The sequence below is a fragment of the Cupriavidus sp. genome, assembly GCF_057315035.1.
In genome coordinates this window covers 9393-27083 of the sequence record NZ_DBHKYV010000027.1, presented here as the reverse complement: position 1 = coordinate 27083, position 17691 = coordinate 9393, and the positions used below count along the sequence as shown (strand labels likewise).

At 59.7% G+C, this 17691-nt stretch carries 17 protein-coding genes and 2 pseudogenes; 7 read left to right on the top strand and 12 right to left on the bottom strand.

Translation table 11 applies throughout. The features are described from left to right. Nucleotides 1–2 precede the first annotated feature (2 nt). Entirely contained in the window at nt 3–533 is a 531-nt protein-coding gene (locus ACO550_RS26280; protein ID WP_315595507.1) for a heme NO-binding domain-containing protein, read from the bottom strand. A 482-nt stretch (nt 534–1015) separates the two neighbouring features. Between ACO550_RS26280 and ACO550_RS26275 the strand changes: the two genes are divergently transcribed. Next, the gene (locus tag ACO550_RS26275; RefSeq protein WP_315595506.1) at nt 1016–1210 is read left to right on the top strand and encodes a cation transporter; all 195 of its coding nucleotides are present in this window, start codon (nt 1016–1018) and stop codon (nt 1208–1210) included. A 191-nt stretch (nt 1211–1401) separates the two neighbouring features. Here ACO550_RS26275 and fdx read toward each other — a convergent pair whose 3' ends face one another. Genes fdx through ACO550_RS26260 form a run of 3 tightly spaced genes read right to left on the bottom strand, consistent with a single transcriptional unit; the run spans nt 1402 to nt 4751 of the window. Continuing rightward, nucleotides 1402–1740, bottom strand: a complete 339-nt coding sequence (gene fdx, locus ACO550_RS26270; protein WP_315595505.1) for an ISC system 2Fe-2S type ferredoxin — start codon at nt 1738–1740, stop codon at nt 1402–1404. Then, on the bottom strand, nt 1740–2234 hold the full coding sequence (gene cueR / locus ACO550_RS26265) for a Cu(I)-responsive transcriptional regulator (RefSeq protein ID WP_315595504.1): 495 nt from the start codon (nt 2232–2234) through the stop codon (nt 1740–1742). The genes fdx and cueR overlap by 1 nt, the downstream gene beginning before the upstream one ends. Before the next feature lie 15 nt (nt 2235–2249). Continuing rightward, a complete protein-coding gene (locus ACO550_RS26260; RefSeq protein ID WP_315595503.1) occupies nt 2250–4751 on the bottom strand; it encodes a heavy metal translocating P-type ATPase in 2502 nt (833 codons plus the stop codon). 539 nt (nt 4752–5290) lie between these two features. On the opposite strand from ACO550_RS26260, the gene ACO550_RS26255 reads away from it, so the two are divergent. Next, complete coding sequence (locus ACO550_RS26255; protein WP_315595502.1) at nt 5291–5644, top strand: hypothetical protein; 354 nt, start codon at nt 5291–5293, stop codon at nt 5642–5644. Between the two features lie 142 nt (nt 5645–5786). Here ACO550_RS26255 and ACO550_RS26250 read toward each other — a convergent pair whose 3' ends face one another. Beyond that, the gene (locus ACO550_RS26250) at nt 5787–6341 is read right to left on the bottom strand and encodes an ATP-binding protein (RefSeq protein WP_315595501.1); all 555 of its coding nucleotides are present in this window, start codon (nt 6339–6341) and stop codon (nt 5787–5789) included. Between the two features lie 768 nt (nt 6342–7109). Here ACO550_RS26250 and ACO550_RS26245 point away from each other — a divergent pair. After that, a pseudogene (locus ACO550_RS26245) lies at nt 7110–7763 on the top strand (Tn3 family transposase); the annotation flags it as partial. 423 nt (nt 7764–8186) lie between these two features. Here ACO550_RS26245 and ACO550_RS26240 read toward each other — a convergent pair. The 4 genes from ACO550_RS26240 to ACO550_RS26225 all read right to left on the bottom strand — a co-directional run bounded on the left by ACO550_RS26240 (nt 8187) and on the right by ACO550_RS26225 (nt 10377). Next, complete coding sequence (locus tag ACO550_RS26240; RefSeq protein ID WP_315595500.1) at nt 8187–8420, bottom strand: DUF7706 family protein; 234 nt, start codon at nt 8418–8420, stop codon at nt 8187–8189. Nucleotides 8421–8437: 17 nt separating this feature from the next. After that, nucleotides 8438–8701, bottom strand: coding sequence for a hypothetical protein (locus ACO550_RS26235; protein ID WP_315595499.1), 264 nt, complete (start codon nt 8699–8701; stop codon nt 8438–8440). Further along, complete coding sequence (locus ACO550_RS26230) at nt 8698–8964, bottom strand: hypothetical protein (protein ID WP_315595498.1); 267 nt, start codon at nt 8962–8964, stop codon at nt 8698–8700. Before ACO550_RS26230 ends, ACO550_RS26235 begins: the two co-directional genes overlap by 4 nt. Nucleotides 8965–9975: 1011 nt before the next feature. Next, nucleotides 9976–10377 carry a hypothetical protein gene (locus tag ACO550_RS26225; RefSeq protein WP_315595497.1) on the bottom strand — a complete coding sequence of 134 codons (402 nt, stop codon included), beginning with the start codon at nt 10375–10377 and terminating at the stop codon, nt 9976–9978. A gap of 1267 nt (nt 10378–11644) precedes the next feature. On the opposite strand from ACO550_RS26225, the gene ACO550_RS26220 reads away from it, so the two are divergent. Continuing rightward, nucleotides 11645–11833: a hypothetical protein gene (locus ACO550_RS26220; protein WP_137928056.1), complete on the top strand. Its 189-nt coding sequence runs from the start codon at nt 11645–11647 to the stop codon at nt 11831–11833. 551 nt (nt 11834–12384) lie between these two features. Next, entirely contained in the window at nt 12385–12669 is a 285-nt protein-coding gene (gene copK, locus ACO550_RS26215; protein WP_029307141.1) for a periplasmic Cu(I)/Cu(II)-binding protein CopK, read from the top strand. A gap of 24 nt (nt 12670–12693) precedes the next feature. Here copK and ACO550_RS26210 read toward each other — a convergent pair whose 3' ends face one another. The 3 genes from ACO550_RS26210 to ACO550_RS26200 all read right to left on the bottom strand — a co-directional run bounded on the left by ACO550_RS26210 (nt 12694) and on the right by ACO550_RS26200 (nt 15309). Then, on the bottom strand, nt 12694–13110 hold the full coding sequence (locus tag ACO550_RS26210; protein ID WP_227874028.1) for a copper resistance protein CopN: 417 nt from the start codon (nt 13108–13110) through the stop codon (nt 12694–12696). A 130-nt stretch (nt 13111–13240) separates the two neighbouring features. After that, nucleotides 13241–14626 carry a heavy metal sensor histidine kinase gene (locus ACO550_RS26205; protein WP_315595496.1) on the bottom strand — a complete coding sequence of 462 codons (1386 nt, stop codon included), beginning with the start codon at nt 14624–14626 and terminating at the stop codon, nt 13241–13243. Beyond that, entirely contained in the window at nt 14623–15309 is a 687-nt protein-coding gene (locus tag ACO550_RS26200) for a heavy metal response regulator transcription factor (protein WP_029307138.1), read from the bottom strand. The genes ACO550_RS26205 and ACO550_RS26200 overlap by 4 nt, the downstream gene beginning before the upstream one ends. 202 nt (nt 15310–15511) lie before the next feature. Between ACO550_RS26200 and ACO550_RS26195 the strand changes: the two genes are divergently transcribed. Next, complete coding sequence (locus tag ACO550_RS26195; protein ID WP_315595495.1) at nt 15512–17305, top strand: copper resistance system multicopper oxidase; 1794 nt, start codon at nt 15512–15514, stop codon at nt 17303–17305. A 31-nt stretch (nt 17306–17336) separates the two neighbouring features. Beyond that, a pseudogene (locus tag ACO550_RS26190) lies at nt 17337–17691 on the top strand (copper resistance protein B); the annotation flags it as partial.

Sequence of the window (17691 nt, the reverse complement as noted above, 5' to 3'; positions counted from 1 at the left end):
GCTCAGACCGGCTTCGGGCCGACGAAGGTAATGCGACACAGGCAGCTCGGGTCACCCTGGTGCATGCACTGAAGATGGTCAAAGCGCAGCCATTCGCCAAAATGGTCGGCCGCGCCTTCAACGAAGCCTTGCGCCAGGGCGCACAGCCGCCGCGCCGAGCGGTAGGTCATCAGTAGCGAGCCGTCCGGTTCATCGCGAAAGCCAAATGTCGGAACGTCCGCGCCCGGATAGACCTTGCGGACCTCGGGGTGGATGATGTGGTTGACGCTGAGTATGAAGGGGCGCGTCGAGGCGTGGGCGTCGAAATACGCCGGATAGCGCGTGGCAAGGGATGGCATCGCTTCGCGTCCAAACCAGCACAAGACGTCGCGGGCGGGCATGCCCAGCCTCTCGGCCGCGGCGCCAACCAGCTTGTAGATGTCATCGTCGGCATAGCTGCCCAGCGAGGTGTACGCGCCAGCCAAATCCGCACGCGCCAGCAAGGCATCCCAAGCATCCTCCCCATGATGGCGGACCACCACCTCTTCCAGCAAATTGACATTGATCGATGCCGTTGAATGGACATTCGAACGTCGGCTTCAATGGGCAGCGGCCATCCGTCAGCCGCTGCCATTGCTCGTGAAGCGAGCGCTCGGGATCTATCCGGCGACAACGACCCTTAGTGACAAGGGAACCCTGGTCTCATTGGCGTCACGAAACGCCCATGGCAAGGTATGTGGTAAGCGCATCATCGAAGGACGGGACGAACACGCCTGCACCCGGGATCAAACCCGCGAAACCGCCCAAATTGCTCCCGTCGAGTTTGCTGCACATCACGCGACCGCCCTCCCGATCGCATCAGCAGATGCCTTCCGCCGAGTGAATTTATTCCCTAGTTATTTACATAGCCCTACTCGACTTGGCACATCGCTTGCCCCGCCAAGCTCTTGTCGTTGCCGACATCAACAAACGGCTTGACCTTCCAACGATGGGAAGGTGCAGCCTTACAGGCATCCCAACGTGAAAGGAGTTTTCCATGCAATTCCATCTCGACAACATGACCTGCGGCGGCTGTGCGCGTACCGTGACCAAGGCGATCAAGATGATCGATCCTGACGCCAATGTCGTCACGGATCCGCCGGTCCGTCTGGTTCAGGTGCAGACCTCAGCGTCCCAGGAACAGATTGTCACCGCGTTGCGTGAAGCAGGTTTTCCCCCGCGCGAAGACTAACGTCCTGCTTGACGGCCAACCACGGTACATCGGTTGGCCGGTGTGACCGCAGTCGCGGCCACGCAGTCCTCGCGGATCAAAGCCGGCGGACCCGATCGATCACCGAATGCATAAAAGGGGCGCGAGGCGCCCCTTTCGTCTTGCCTGAAGACTACCGAATCCTGCACGCGCTAGCGCGGATCGGGGCAGGGTCAGTGAATCTCCTTCGCGTGGTTGATCGTGTACCTTGGGATTTCAACCGTCAGATCTTCCCCGGCAACGATCGCCTGACAACTCAGGCGCGATAGCGGCTCCAGTCCCCACGCTCGATCAAGCAGGTCATCCTCGCACTCCTCGACCTCATTGAGGGAGTCGAAGCCGTTGCGCACGACACAGTGGCAGGTGGTACATGCACGGCTTTGGTCGCAGGCATGCTCGATCTCGATGCCGTTGTCCAGTAGCGCCGTGCAGATTGAGGTGCCCGCCTCCGCCTCGATCACGGCGCCCATAGGCGCCAATTCGGCATGGGGAAGGACGGTGATCTTGGGCATTATGTCTCCCTGCTATTCAATGTGGCCGTGAGCCGTCTCGACCCGGCGCCCCCTGATCGACGTCGCACGGCGCCGGGCCGCGCCTCTGGCTCCCCGACGGGGCCCTCCGGCTGCTCCAGCGTGCGCAGGATCGGGCAATCGGGCCGTTCGTCCCCTGCGCAGCAATGGATCAGGGCCTTGAGCGTTTCTCCCATTTGCCGCATGGTCTCCATGCGCCGATCCAGCTCGGCGATATGCGCCTGGGCCAGGCGCTTGACGTCCGCGCTCTGGCGCGACTTGTCGTTCCACAGTCCCAGCAGATCGGAGATTTCGGCCACCGAGAACCCAAGGTCGCGGGCGCGGCGGATGAAGTGAAGCCGATGGACATCCGCCTGGGTGTAGGCGCGGTAGCCGGAATCGGTCCGGTCCGGGGGTGGAATCAGGCCAATCTGCTCGTAGTAGCGGATCATCTTGGCGGTGACCTTGGACGCCTTGGATGCCTCACCGATATTCATGATTGCCCTCCTCGATCAATGCGAGACATCGGATGTCGATGCCAACGGCGGCAGGAAGCGGCGCAGGCGCAATGCGTTGCCAAGCACAAACACGCTTGACATGGCCATGGCACCTGCGGCGAACACCGGCGACAGCAACAGGCCCCACGACGGATACAACGCACCCGCGGCCACAGGAATCAATGCCGTGTTGTAAGCGAAGGCCCAGAACAGGTTTTGGCGAATGTTGCCGATGGTGGCTTTCGACAGCGCGATGGCGTTGGGCACGCCCTGGAGATTGCCGGACATCAATACCACATCGGCGGATTCGACCGCCACATCGGTTCCCGTGCCAATCGCCAGACCCACATCGGCTTCGGCCAGCGCCGGCGCGTCATTGATCCCATCGCCAACGAAGGCGATCCGGCCGTAAGCCGCTTTCAGTCGGCGCACCGCCTCGACCTTGCCCTCGGGCAGTACTTCTGCCACGACCTCGTCGATACCCAGTTGCCTGGCAATGGCATGCGCGGTGCGGGCGTTGTCGCCCGTGATCATGGCGACTTTCAGGCCGAGCTGATGCAGCGCGGCAATCGCCGCGGGTGTGCTGGGCTTGACCGGATCTGCGACGGCGATAATGGCGGCCAGCCGGCCGTCAATCGCGGCATACAACGGCGACTTGCCTTCGCCGCCCAGGCGTTCAGCGGTGCGCGCGAATGCGCCGACGTCCAGGCCCAGCTCACGCATGTAGCGGTCAGCGCCGACTTCGACACGGAAACCGTCCACGGCGGCCCGCACGCCCATACCGGTCACCGAGTCGAAATCAGTCAGCGCTGGCAGCACAATGCCCCCCGCCACCGCAGATTCGACGATGGCCCGAGCGATCGGGTGCTCCGAGCGCGCTTCCGCCGCCGCCACCTTCGCCAGCACCTGCTCGCGGTCGAACCCGGGTGTAACCTCCATGTCCGTCAGAACGGGCCGCCCTTCCGTGAGCGTGCCGGTCTTGTCCACGGCCACCACCGTGGCGTCCTTGAGCAGTTGCAGCGCTTCGCCCTTGCGGAACAACACACCCATTTCCGCGCCGCGACCAGTGCCGACCATGATCGAGGTCGGTGTGGCCAGGCCCATGGCGCACGGGCACGCAATGATCAGTACGGCCACCGCATTGACGAGGGCGAAGCTCAGCGCCGGAGACGGACCGAACACGAGCCAGACCAGGAAGGTCAGCGCGGCGGCGACCATCACGGCGGGCACGAACCATAGCGTCACCTTGTCAACGACGGCCTGAATGGGCAGCTTGGAGCCTTGCGCCTGTTCGACGAGGCGAATGATTTGCGCCAGCATCGTTTGCCCGCCAACGGCGGTGGCGCGCAGCGTGAAGGCACCTGTCTGGTTGACGGTGCCGCCCACGACCTCGCTGGCGACAACCTTCTCGACGGGAATGGGCTCGCCTGTGATCATGGATTCATCCACGAAACTGCGTCCCGCGGTCACCTCCCCATCGACGGGAACCCGCTCGCCGGGACGTACCTCCACCCTGTCGCCCAGGACGACCTCGCCAACCGGGATATCCACCAAGCGGTCATCGCGGAAAACATGCGCGACCTTTGCCTGCAGCCCCACCAGTCGCTTGATCGCCTCCGAGGTCCTGCCCTTGGCACGCGCTTCCAGGAAGCGGCCAAGCAGAATCAACGCCACGATCACGGCAGCGGCCTCGTAGTAGACGTTGACAGTTCCCGCTGGCAGCAGGCCCGGGGCGAAGGTAGCAATCAGCGAGTAGACATAGGCCGCGGATGTGCCGACGGCCACCAGGGAATTCATGTCCGGCGCGAGCCGCGCGAGCGCGGGAAAGCCCTTCTGATAGAAACGAATGCCAGGAACCACCAGGACCAGCGTGGTCAGGACGAATTGCAGATACCAACTGTTCTGCATGCCGATGGTGGCAGCCACCACCTCGTGTATCCCAGGAATCAGGTGAGAGCCCATTTCGAGGAGGAACACCGGCAGTGCCAGTACGCTGGCCAGTATCAGGTCACGCTTGAGACGGGCCGCTTCGGCATAATTTTTTTCCGCAACGTCGTCGTTATCGTGCGCGGTCACATCGATGGGGCGGGCCTCATAGCCGACCGTTTCAATGGCGGTTACGAGGTTCTCGATCCCCGCGACGCCCCGCACCGTGGCTCGCTCTGTCGCCAAATTCACGACGGCCTCGGACACGCCAGGAACCCCTTTGAGCGCTCGTTCGACCCGGCTTACGCAGGACGCGCAGGTCATGCCCTCCACGGCTAGCTCGATGGTGCCGGCGGGCACGTCATAACCGACCTTCTCGACGGCCTGAACCAGTGCCATACGATCCACCGGCCCCGACGGGCGAATGTCCGCGCGTTCGGTGGCCAGGTTGACCGACACGTTGCCCACGCCGTCAACTCTGGCGAGCGCGGCCTCCACCCGGCCGACACAAGAGGCACAGGTCATGCCTTCGATGGGCAAGCTGATCGTTGCCGCGCCGACGTGAACGGCGTTTGACTTTGGTGTGTTCATGTGTGGCTTCCCGAGCCTGGAAATTGACATGAACGAAAGGTTGGACCTTACCATCGTGGCAAGGTCAAGCGCTGTTGATTGCTGGATCGTTCAACCGGCTGGCAGATCGGCCGAGCGCGGCAGTTTCCGCGCCGGCAGGTGGGCCCAAAGTATCCTGATCAAGGGCGGCTATCTGGAGGAAGGTCGCAAGCTGCGCCGGTTGCCCTTGGGACAACATCCGGCTGGCACTCCGCGGAACCAGCTTAACACCTGCGCTCCAAGGGGTATTGGAACCGTCTCGAGTGTCGCCTTTTTCACGGATAGAAATCCAAATGCCATTCGCCTCTCACTCATTGGTCAGGGCGACCGAGAGGCACGGCTGCGCCCCTCGGCTATGCACAGAAACCGTAGAGGCTTGTGTGCCCGCATATGGGGCAAGGTGGCCCCGCTCGTCTGCGCCCGCGCTCCCAGGCCGATCGCGATCCTGCCAATTGCATGATCACCCTCTCTCTTCTTTGATTCTGCGCAAAGCTCTCCGCATTGTCCCAGCGGCATACTCAATGCGAGCCGCTTCACTGACATCGATCAGTGGTCGTGCGTCAACCGATAAATCCGACGATTTCAACAGGGCCAAAATGGGAAAACTACATATTTCTTCGCTGTTCCTCTCCATTCTCGCAGCAGGGAATCTTGCCTCGGCACAAGAACAGCCCCGCTCGGCCAGCTCCGCACCGGGCGCAAAGACGGCAACAACCAATTGCAGCAAAGCAAGCCTCCCGAAACACAACCACAGCATCGAGCGAGGCGCTGGCGCGATCGCGCCGCGGCCGTGCGCCACCAATGATGCCAAGGGCTTGCAATCCCCCGCAAAGGAAGGGGAGCACGAGCACAACAAATTCCGCAAGAATCAATAGCAGGCAGCACGGATAGCACGCTGCGCCGGGATCCTGGAACCGGCGCGCGAAGCCGAGCGGGCGGTTGGCTAGCTCGGCCGCATCGTGGTTTGCTGCAGGCGTAGCGTGGCACGTAACCCACCATTAGGGTCGTTCTCCAACGTCAGGGTACCGTCATGGGCCTCTGGACAATGGTTCGGGCAATCGCAAGACCCAGCCCGACGCCACCGGTGCTTCGATTGCGCGACGCCTCCAACCTGAAGAACGGTTCGAAGACAGGCTCCAGATCGCCTTCCGAAATGCCCGGGCCCTTGTCGGCTACCACGATGTCGACCATTGCCTCACTACAAGCCCCGGATTGCGTGCGAAAGTCAATGGTGCACTGGCTCCCACCGTAGCGCACGGCGTTCTCCACCAGGTCCTGCACGCTCACTTGCCCACCGGCATCGACCATGTCCTCGGCGACAGCGCGTGCCAGCGTGTCGACATCCACCCACTGGCGCGCTTCGTCCACACGAATTCCCTGCACGAAATCCAGCGTCGCGCCGATCATCAACTCCATCTCTTCCAGATCCTTGCGAAAACACTCTCGCAACGACTCCAATGGCAGCGCTTCGGCGCGCAGGCGCAATCGGGGCACCGGCGAGCGCAGATCGTGCGATACCGCAACCAGGAACCGACTGCGCTCTGCCACGCTCTCCGGCAGACGCTGCAGCATCAGGTTGAAAGTTGCGCAGCGCGTCGTACTTCGCGGGACCCTTCGGCATCCAACGTCCGTGCATTGAGATTGCGACCGAGTCTGTCGGCCGCCTCGGATACCGCCTCAAGCGGACGAACCGCGATCCGCACGGCAAGGATCGCGATGCCAACCACCAACATCAGGCGCACCAGGTAAATGCGCCCGCCACCCCAGGGCGCATGTCCAGCCCTTCCCGCCCAGCCCGCAATGCCACTCTGACCCACCGACCATCGGACAGGCGCGCCTCAACACCGGGATCACCTTTGGTCAGCGCAACCTCGTGAATGGCGAGGGCATACGCAACATAACGGGGTGCAATCGCACCTGCACGCGGCAATCAACCTTGCGATCGATCACTTCCGAGAGCAATATATTCGCGTAGTCCGCGTCCTCGCCGGGGACATTGGCGGGCGGCGGTGCATGCACCATCGAACGTAATGCGGACGTCGGCCAAGCGCTCGACCTAGGCAGTGCGCCGTGCATGCGGCAACTCATCCAGCAATAGCAAGATGTTTGCGATCCGCCCCGCCCCGCACGTACAGGTACTTCAGTCACGCGACCATATCGCGCATGCATCGAACCAGACAGTTCCCGTCAACAGCTGCGACGCCATCAAGCCTACGATCAGGAACGACGCGTACGCACCTCCAGATGCTGGCGCAAGCGGCTGACACAGACATCGATGGCGCAATCGTCGGCCACGCTCAGGGAAAACCGCTTGCTGCCACTGCCCGCAACATTTTTGAAGAGCGGCGCCGGCTACTGGAAATGAAGCTGGCCACCGTCAACCGGCTTGCCGCAGCGAAAAATGCTGTCCGGACGCAATCATCACTGAATCTGGCTTGACGATCTCGCCGCTCGATGCCTCTGTCCCAATGGAGGCACGACATTGGATCGACCAGATGTGCGTCAGGCTGCCGCGTGTCAAGATTACCGAACTCCTAATGGAGGTGGATGGCATGGACCGGATTCACTCGCCATTTCACGCCCTAAAAACCGATGAGCAAAGCGTTGCTGTTGACGACGATTCTTGCCGACGCCATCAATCTCGGGTTGACCAAGATGGCGGATTCCTGTCCTGGTACCACCTATGCCGAGCTGGCGTGGCTGCAAGCCTGGCATATCCGAGACGACAAATATTCGCAAAGCTTGGCAGAGCTGATCAACGTGCAGTCCGCGCATTCATTTGCCGCGCATTGGGTGATGGCACCACCTCGTCGTCAGACGGCCAGCGTTTCAAGGCCGGCGGGCGGGCCGAGAGCACCGGACACGTCAATCCGAAGTACGGCTCGGAGCCTGGCCGGATGATCTACACGCACATCTCGGGACCAGTATGGGCCAGATCACACCAAGCTGGTGAACGTCGGCGTTCGTGATTCTACCTACGTACTTGACGGCTTGCGTCATGCCCTCAACATGTTGCAACGGATTCATGGTCGTTCTTTTTTCCAAGTGGAACTGGAGACCATCTTGCCATTACTACTTGCAATTCGAGGCGAGCGTTTTCCTAACTGTCTGGGGCAATAAAAAGCCGCCTTCGGCGGGGCAACATCCGTTCAGGCTACGCGGCCGTGGTCGGCTAGCTGCCCCTCCAGTCCACAAGCGCGCTTTGAACGCTTGAGAAAATCGCGGAATCGTAGCCCTTGCCCTTTGTTCGCACGAAGTGCTTGGCTGCCGCCAAGACGGCTCCACAATTGCATTCCGGGGGAATCCCCCAAGAGTGAACAGGTTCACCTGCAGGTCATAGATTGCGGCGGCGGCAACGGCGCCGGCTATGTGGCATGTCGATACGCCGGAGCTGGGCAGCGTTGACATGAAACAATCTCAATTGCATTCAAGTGGGAAAAATCGCCCGGAAAATGCGCTAGCAGGATCAGCAGGGCGCATAGCCTTGTTTGGCAACGCCTGCGCAATGTTGTCCAGGGCGCCCAGGATTACGTAGGCCTCGAGCTCGTCGAGGGCGCAGGCGCGCATTTCGGTCCAGGTCATGCGCTTGACGAACTGCGCTAGGGCCAGCGCCTGGTGGTCTTCGACTTGCAGCGAGAGGTCAATGCTCATAGCGTGTTCCCTGGATTTTAAACTGCCTTGACTTCAAAGCGGCCGTTGGGGCCATTCCATTCGACACGTGGGCGGCGCCCCTCGGCCAGCATCCAGCGCACGTGCTGAATGACGCCAGGGTGCATCCTGCCGCTGTCTGCGCGGGATTGGGCGCCTGTGCCGATTTCGTAGAACCCGGCGCAGGCGACGCAGTTGTACAGATAGCCATCGTCGCCGGGGACATCGCTGCGGGCGGCGATCGTCGCGCACAGAGGGCACGGGGCGGGATCAATGCGCGTCATGCCTGGCCGCCGGTCATGCTGTCGCCGCGCACGCGCAGCACGGTGCCGGTGGCCTCGCCATCGTGGTCGGCCATCACCAGCACGACGGTCTGGGCGTCGATGCCCCAGCCGGGCACCATGTCGACGCCGCGCAAGGGGCCGGTGTGGTCGCCCATCAGCGCGTGGGCGGGTGCAGCGCCATGGCCTTCGTCGGAGGCCTTCTGCAGGGACTGGATCAGTTCATCCACCGTCAGCCCCACCGGTCCAAGGTTCATTGCGTTCATGTTCTCGAATTTGACGTTCTGGATTCTAAGGTAGCAAGTACCCGATGCACCAAGCACCAAAAAATCACCATCGCGGCACTGCAAAACGAACTCCCGGGCCGAAGGCTCAGCCCTATCGGCAAGATATCCGGCCTTGAGACTTCCAGTTCGATCCGTTGCCAAAGTCGAACACATTGGCAATGCCTAGCTCGAATTCATGATACCCGCGGCGAACAGAGCCAACAAGAAACGCTTCCTGTACATCTTGCGAGGATTCGCCTGCGCAGTCATCTTACGTTCTCGGCAGGAATACTCGACGCGGTGCGCGGGTATCGCATTGAACAGACGGTGTTGAAGTGCAATGTCTTGCCGTGCCAGTTCCGGTAGAAGACATACGAACCATGGTAGTAAGCAGCCTCTGCCGACAATCCATCGAGAGAAGGACTGCTGATCCGCCGATGCCCATTGCTAGCGCGCTCCATGTAGGTGTCTCGTATGCAACCGGCCGCGCCAACGAATCGCGCGACTCTTACAACCGGCACTCGCCTCCATGCAACGAGTTTAAGTGAAACATGGCCTGTGAAGTCAGAGTAAGCCTGCTGCTCATCTTTCAGCGCCGCTGTGTCCTGGTGCGTGGGATGACCTGACCAAAATCGCGCCCCGGGAATACTGCCGGGAAAGCATGGTTCCAAGTCAGGGAAACAGAGCGTCGAACGCCCGACCGCACGCTGGGACTGCGACGCGCCGTTGGCGTCGATTCGAACCGCTTCCTCACGGAAACGGGCACAGTGCCGCTCGCACTGACTGCCGTGCCACATTCGAGAAGAAGCCGCAGACCAGCGCATGCCGTATCGCCCACCTGAAGGTAGCCATGGCTCGTAGCCTCGGATCACCGAAACCAGAGTGAGAGCGCGCCATAGTCGCTAATAATACCGCTCACGTACAGTTTCACATCCCGAGCGAGGTACGTCCGGTAGGCCAGATTTTCAACGAATGCGACCCAGGTCTAAAATTGCATTATCGCCATGTTCGCTACCCCAGGCTGGCATGTCGGTCATTCTTAAGCCATGTTTGATCACAACAAAGGCATGCTTGGGATCCTTCCGGTTTCGGTCCAGACGTGGCGGTGCGGGATAAAGTCCTCGGTTCAACTGGTTGTCCGGCAAGCTCGCAGCGCGGTGGCAAACGGCGCCACATGGACGCATACTGGCCTGCGCCTTTAAGAATGCGCTGCGCATCATTCAGATTTGGCGGATTCAGCTTCTCGGCTTGCCGGCCAATCGCACGCGACCGCACCAATTCGAGAAACTTCTCCGTAGTCGGCCAGTGCCGTTCATCGGCGGCCACGTTATAGGCGCCAAAATATGCGATACCGAAAACCGCTGTGGCAAGAACAAGCAGCAACTCCACGATCGAACGGACGAAAGTTCTCATTGCTACTCTCTGCGTCAAATGCAAACCTGCTTACGTGCGTCGGGTGTGAGTGTACTGACGTAACATTCTGCCCGCCTGGAGTCGCCTTGGACGCGGTCGGGGGGGCACTCAGGATTAAGCCGACGCACTCGCTAGCGTTCGATCTAGCGCTCCCTCATTGCGCGGCAATGGGGCGGCGACCGCTTCGTAGTTCGACGCGGCATTCGATTTCGCTTTTGACAGTCATGAGGATGCGACTATGACGATGCGTCCGTCAAGTGAAGACCACGCCTGATTTGACGCATAACATCCGCCCGCAGGCGGCCGACGACCGCTGGCGGGCTCCGTTCGTCAGCCCATTCAGAGCCGACGATGCATACAGGGGCCGCGCTTGGCGTCCAGACGTAAAACGCACCCACGCCAAGAATCGGAATCCTTCTGATACCCGAGTTTTTCGCAAGCTGGACCGTATATCAGGAGAGAAACATCCATGTCGTGCTCGGCTTGAGCCGTACGCTCGGATACCGTCGTGCATCCAACCACCATCATCATACTAATCAGAATAAAAAAACGCATTTCTTTCACCATTAACTTTAAAACTGGCACATAAAGGAAAACACTCGCCGAGTCGCTTTTGAAGAAGCAATGTCATCGAGCGAACGGCGCAGGCGAATCGCTAAATTCAATTTAGGCCGAGGTTGCTATAGCACCAAGTAGTTATTGAAATATTCCGAATAGAGACGGTCGTGGTGGGTTACTAAACCATTACGGTACGGTAATTATACCGTCTGATAAACCGTTGCCGGCACACGACGCCGTTGTTGATCAGCGCGCGACGCTCGCTTAGTATCATGCTGATCTCATCCGAACAGCTTTCGCATCAGCTTATGCTCCTCGCAGACTCGCGCATTAACGCGCCGTCAGAACGTCGGCAGGACGGATGGTATGCCCTGTGGTTCCGGCTGATGGCGTCGAACCGTCCCGCCTCAAGTGAAAAATGGCACCGGACGACCAGAGCCTTTGGTGCGCAATTTTCCCTTGTCAAGTCCGGTCGCGAATCACAGGAGAACGCTGCACTCCGGTCTATGCTCAATTTGTGGCAACTGCCCGCCGTCGTGATGAAGTGCGTTGATCCATTTTCCTTCATACTGAACCTCTCCGGCAGGGCCACCCGCTATTGTTGTACTGTTTCGTCAAGCAGTTGAATATCCATTTGACGGGCTTAGGTAACGCATCGCCGACATAGTTTAAAACCAAACTCAGTGGTCGCCATAAAGTACGAACGATCATGGAACTTGTCCTCGAACCTGTCTCCGAAGTGGTGGAATTCGAACGCGTGCTATCCAACTTAGCCCGACTCGGATTCTTGGTAGCTTGGGAGTGCCTACCTGATGGCTCGTACCTCATCGAAGTCAAGGATGAACTATTGGAAGAGCTTTCTGGTTTTCCGCAATTCGTGCGGAAGCAGCGACTTTGATGGTGTTGCAGCGCGGGATTGGAGCACCCCAAGTTAACCTAAATCTTTCGGGATCATTACATTTATGCTCCCATTCGGCCTGCGACCTACGTCGGGGAATAAAATGCAATCGGAAAGCGCTTTGGATAGAAGATTCGATCCGCTACTTGTGATGTAAGGACGGGAATGAACTCAAGCATGCCGCTATCCATATCCGTTGGCGTGGCCCTCTGCCTTGCGCCTGGACAGATGTGGGCGATACAACTGGCATGGGTTGCCGAGACTCCTGCTGGACTCGGCATTGAAGGAATCAAGGCCGAACGTCTCGACGGAGGGGATGAGGTCCAACTATTGGCGTTGGCGGCCAATCCCCGGCATCACTTGATGAAGCACGTTACGCCGCCGAAGGCGACGAACCTCCCGACGGACCGGTCGGAGCCGGCATCTGCGCCGGACAGTCAACAGGCGGGTTGCGAAGATGACAAGAAGACAAGGTCCATTGAACCCGTTGTTCCCAAAAATAGTGGACCCAATGCGCCCTAGTGCAGGACCATAACCTGGAGATCTAAACGATGAAACAAAAGCTGATGGTCGGAGCCTTCATTGCTGCCGTATCGCTGACTGCGGCCGCGGTCGATATGAGCAATGTCGTAAAAACCTACGAATTGCAGGATGGTTCGAAAGTGCACGTCTTTAAGGACGGCAAGATGGGCATGGAGAACAAGTTTGGCAAGTCCATGAGCATGCCCGAAGGAAAGGTCATGGAGACCAAGGACGGCACGAAAATCATCATGAAGGGCAATGAGATTTTCAGGCTTGACGAAGCCCTCAAGAAGGGCCACAGCGAAGGGGGCTAATCTGACAAGGGCGCTTTAAGCGCCCTACTTCGCCCACTCAGGGAGCGCAGAAACAAAGATCCGCAACGGTTTCGTTGCCTGTATTCTCCATTCCTGCCGTTCCCCCCCAAGCAAATGAATCGTCACGGGCTGACTATTCGCCATCGGCGTCATGGCTTCACTCTGGGATAGCACGACAGCGATGTCGATGCTTTTGTCACCCAGGTTTCGCAAGCTGAGCGAAACCGTCTCACCGGTCCGGACGGCACGGCTCGCAGGCTGGCCGTCGAGATGGTCCACTTCCACCACCCACTCCGTCACCGGCAATGTCTTCCCTGCCGCGCCGGGCGCCAGATATGCGGCCGCCGCAGGATGCACGTCCGGCACGGGAATGATGTGTGCGTGAGCGACAAGCCCGGACAACCCCGCCAGCCCAAAAATTCCAAACTTGATTCGACGCAACGTTATCTCCTTCTCAGTAGAAAAGTTGAAACACAAACTGCGGTCACGTGCATCTGTATCCCGGCGATAGCGGCCCGGTACGGTAACGCGCCCCAGTGGGGCCCCTTTGACCGCGCGCGCTCGTGTGGGATCAGGTCAGTCCGATGCGACCATGCGGGAAAGTCATGGTGAAACGGGTTCTTCCGTCGGAAGACGACGCGGCAATATTTCCGCCATGCGCAACAACGATCGCCTTCGTGATCGACAGTCCCAGCCCGACACTGTCTGAATCCAGTCGCGCCCTTGACTTGTCGGCCCGATAAAACCGATCAAAGATATAAGGAAGCAGATCCGGCCGGATCTCCTCGCCTTCATTCTCTACCACAATCATGGCAGTTGTACCCTGCTCCCGCACAGAAACCATGATCTGACGGCCCTCCGCGGTGTAACGCAGCGCATTAGACAAGAGGTTGCTGAGCGCCCGACGCACCATCAGGCGATCGCCCGTGATTCGGGCATTGCCGTGAAGTTGCAGGTTGACGCCCTTGTCCTCGGCCAGCGCGTCGTAGAAGTCGAAGAGTGCCTGGACCTCGTCGGCAATGTCGATCGATTCCTCGTTGGGCAGCGTAATGCCGTGCTCCATTTTTGCCAGGTACAGCATATCCGAGACCATCCGTCCAAGACGCTGGAACTCCTCGGCGTTTGAGGTGAGCACGTCACGATACTTTGCAGCGTCACGCGGCTGGGCCAGAACGACATGGGTCTGCGTCATGAGGTTGGTAATCGGGGTGCGCAACTCGTGCGCCAGATCTGACGAAAACTCGGACAATCGTTGAAAGTCGTTCTGCAGACGCTCGAGCATCGCGTTCAATGTCGCCGCGAGATCCGCCATCTCAACCGGCACCGCAGCCACCGGCATGCGCGCATCTAACCTGTTCGCCGTCACATCTTTAGCGCGCGATGCCATCATGCGCAGTGGCGCCAGACCGCGGCGTGCGGCCCACCAGCCCAGCAAGCCGCTGGCGAAGGCGGCAAGCATTGTATAGAAAGCCAAGGACCGGCGGAAAGCATGCATGAAGTGTGCATGAATCTCAGTGTCCATTCCGACGACTACTTTCAAGGTGCCCGCGCCTAAAACGGGCACTTCCGCTCGCATGCCACGGTAGTGCTTGGCTTCCTGCTGCCACACGAAGGTGCCTTCGGAGATCAGCTCCTCGTTCGTAACGCTCTCCGCCGGCCTGAAATCGAAATCCCGCGTGGCGAAAAGCGTCTTGCCTTGAGCGGTCTGCACCCGCGCGACAAAGCCTGGATGGTGTTCCACCAGCTCCCGCAGGCGAGCAGGCAAATGATCCACAGGCGTTTCATTCGCGACGCGTTCAATCAGACGGATGTTGTCACCCAGCACCACAAAATCTTCGTTGGCAAAATGCCTCTCCATCGCCAGCCAGATGAGCACTCCGAGTCCGAGCAGGACGACGGCGGAAGACAGCGAGAACAGGATGGTCAGCCGAACAGTCAGAGACAGACGTTGCCTCATAACGGATCCTCGGGCGCCTCGAGTACGTATCCCATGCCGCGCACGGTCTGGATCAGTTTCACCTCAAAGCCGTCATCGATTTTTGCCCGCAGGCGCCGAATCGCCACGTCGATCACGTTACTGTCGCTATCGAAGTTCATGTCCCACACCTGCGAGGCAATGAGGGATCGGGGAAGCACCTCCCCCCGTCGACGTGCAAATAACTCGAGCAAGGCGAATTCCTTGCTGGTCAGCGTGATGCGTCGACCACCGCGAGACGCCCGCCGCCGGCTCAGATCCAGAATCAGATCGGCCACTTGAATCCGGTCCATTGCTAGTTGCACCGCGCCTCGGCGCAGCAGCGTCCTGACCCTGGCAAGCAGCTCCGAAAAGGCAAATGGCTTGACTAGATAGTCGTCCGCCCCAAGCTCGAGGCCTCGCACGCGGTCCGCAACACTGTCTCGCGCCGTCAGAAACAAGACCGGGACAGCATTCCCTGCCGCGCGGACGGCATGCAGAATATGCCATCCGTCGACGTCGGGCAGCATGACATCGAGGATGATGAGATCGTAGGTTTCGTTGACCGCGAGATGTTGACCATCGAGTCCATTGGCGACCAGGTCTACAACGAACCCCGCCTCGGTCAAGCCTTGCCGGAGATACTCCCCCGTCTTGACTTCATCTTCCACTACCAGCAGCTTCATTTGCCCAACCTCCTCCCAACCCGATCGACCGGGTTTTGTTAATACAATTCTTGTATCCGGCGTAGTCTACCGATGACGTATCGGGGTGACTCAAACCTGTCCGGAATGTAATGTTTATGTAAGTCATCGGTAGCCAGCATCTCGCTACTCTTTGACCTGCCGCAAAACCGACGCGGCCATTCAAGCGAAAAGGACTATTTTCATGCGACGTGATCGACCGTCTGGCATCTTGCTGCCCAACCTGCCACGCCGCCGTTTCGTACAAGGTTTGGCCGCCGGCGGGGTAATGGCGGGGCTGAGTGCCTTGGGCGGAACTGCTTGGGCACAATCCTCGGGCCTCCCGCAAAGCGCTTCATCCGGCACCGCGCCGGTATTGACCGGGACGGAATTTGACCTTGTCATCGCCGAATCGGTTGTCAACTTTACCGGTACGCCGCGGGTGGCGACAACTATCAATGGGATGCTTCCGGGCCCGACGCTGCGCTGGCGGCAAGGTGACACGGTGACGATCCGCGTAACGAACCAATTGCGCGAGCACACGTCGATCCACTGGCACGGCATCATCCTGCCGTTCCAGATGGACGGCGTACCGGGGATCAGCTTCGCCGGTATCGCCCCTGGCGAGACATTTACCTACCAGTTCAAGGTCGAACAGACCGGAAGCTACTGGTATCACTCGCATTCCGGCTTCCAGGAAATGACCGGCGTGTATGGCGGCATCGTGATTGATCCGGCCGCCGGCGTGGACGGTGTCCGAGCCGACCGGGACTACACGATTCTGCTCTCGGACTGGACCGACGAGGATCCCATGCGGGTCCTGTCAAAACTGAAGGTTCAAGGCGACTACTACAACTACAACAAGCCGACCGTCTTCGATTTCTTCCGCGACGTTTCAAACGACGGTGTGAAGAGCGCTTTCGAAAAGCGCAAGATGTGGAACGAGATGCGGATGAATCCGACCGACCTCGCGGACCTTTCCGGTGCCACGCTGACCTATCTGACCAATGGCGTCACCCCCGCTGGCAATTGGACAGGCCTGTTCAAGCCCGGTGAGAAAGTGCGCCTACGATTCATCAACGGGTCCGGAAATACGTTTTATGACGTCCGTATTCCCGGCCTGAAGCTCAAAGTTATCCAAGTTGACGGCCAAAATCTGGAGCCCGTAAGCGTTGACGAGTTCCGCTTTGGTGCCGGCGAGACCTACGACGTGCTGGTGGAGCCGCGAGACGACGCCTATACGATCTTCTCTCAATCCATGGATCGCACTGGCTACGCCCGCGGCACACTCGCAGTGCGAGCAGGACTGAGCGCACAGGTGCCGGCAGTCGACAAGCCCGAGTGGCTCACCATGGCCGACATGATGGGCAGTATGGGTGGCATGGGTGGCATGGGTGGCATGAACCACGGGGCCATGACCATGGACCATAGCCAGCACGCGATGGGCGCCATGGACGCTTCGCTCAAGGTCCCCAGCACCAAGGCGCGGCACGCCAAGACCGAATATGGGGCCACCACGGACATGCACGTGGACATGGCCCGAACCAATCTCGACGACCCCGGCATCGGCCTGCGCAACAATGGGCGCCGAGTTCTGACCCTGGCCGATCAACATACTATTGGCGGCCCCCTCGACAAGCGTGGCCCCGCCAGGGAAGTTGAACTGCACCTGACCGGCAACATGGAGCGCTACTCCTGGTCAATCGATGGTGTTGAGTACGGCAAATCCACACCGGTCCGCTTCAAGTACGGTGAACGACTGCGTGTGATTCTGCACAATGACACAATGATGACCCACCCGATGCACCTGCACGGCATGTGGAGTGAGCTAGAGTCGCCTGACGGTTCGTTCCAGGCCCGGCGACATACCATCCCGGTCCAACCTGCGCAGCGGGTCAGCTTCCTCGTAACCGCCGACGCATTGGGCCGCTGGGCATGGCACTGCCATCTTATGTTGCACATGGATGCCGGGATGTTCCGCGAAGTACTTGTGGCCTGATCCGACTCTCTTCAACCGACTACCAGATCCCATGTACAAGTACACTCGAATTGCAGTCGCCGCCCTGCTCGCTGCGGGAATGAGCGCCGCGTGGGCACAGCACTCGCATTCGCCCAACAGTTCAAACAACGATGGTGCGCCGGCAAACGAAACGACGCCGGATTCACGCCCCCAGAAGGCGGCAGCCCCAACCGCGAAGAAGCAGGGCTCGACGCCGAGCGCAGGACAAGGTTCGATGCAGGGGATGGACCACAGCCAGATGCAGGGCATGGACCAGGGTTCGATGCAGGGCATGGACCACAGCAAGATGCAAGGCATGGACCAGGGTTCAATGCAGGGCATGGACCACAGCAAGATGCAAGGCATGGACCAGGGTTCAATGCAGG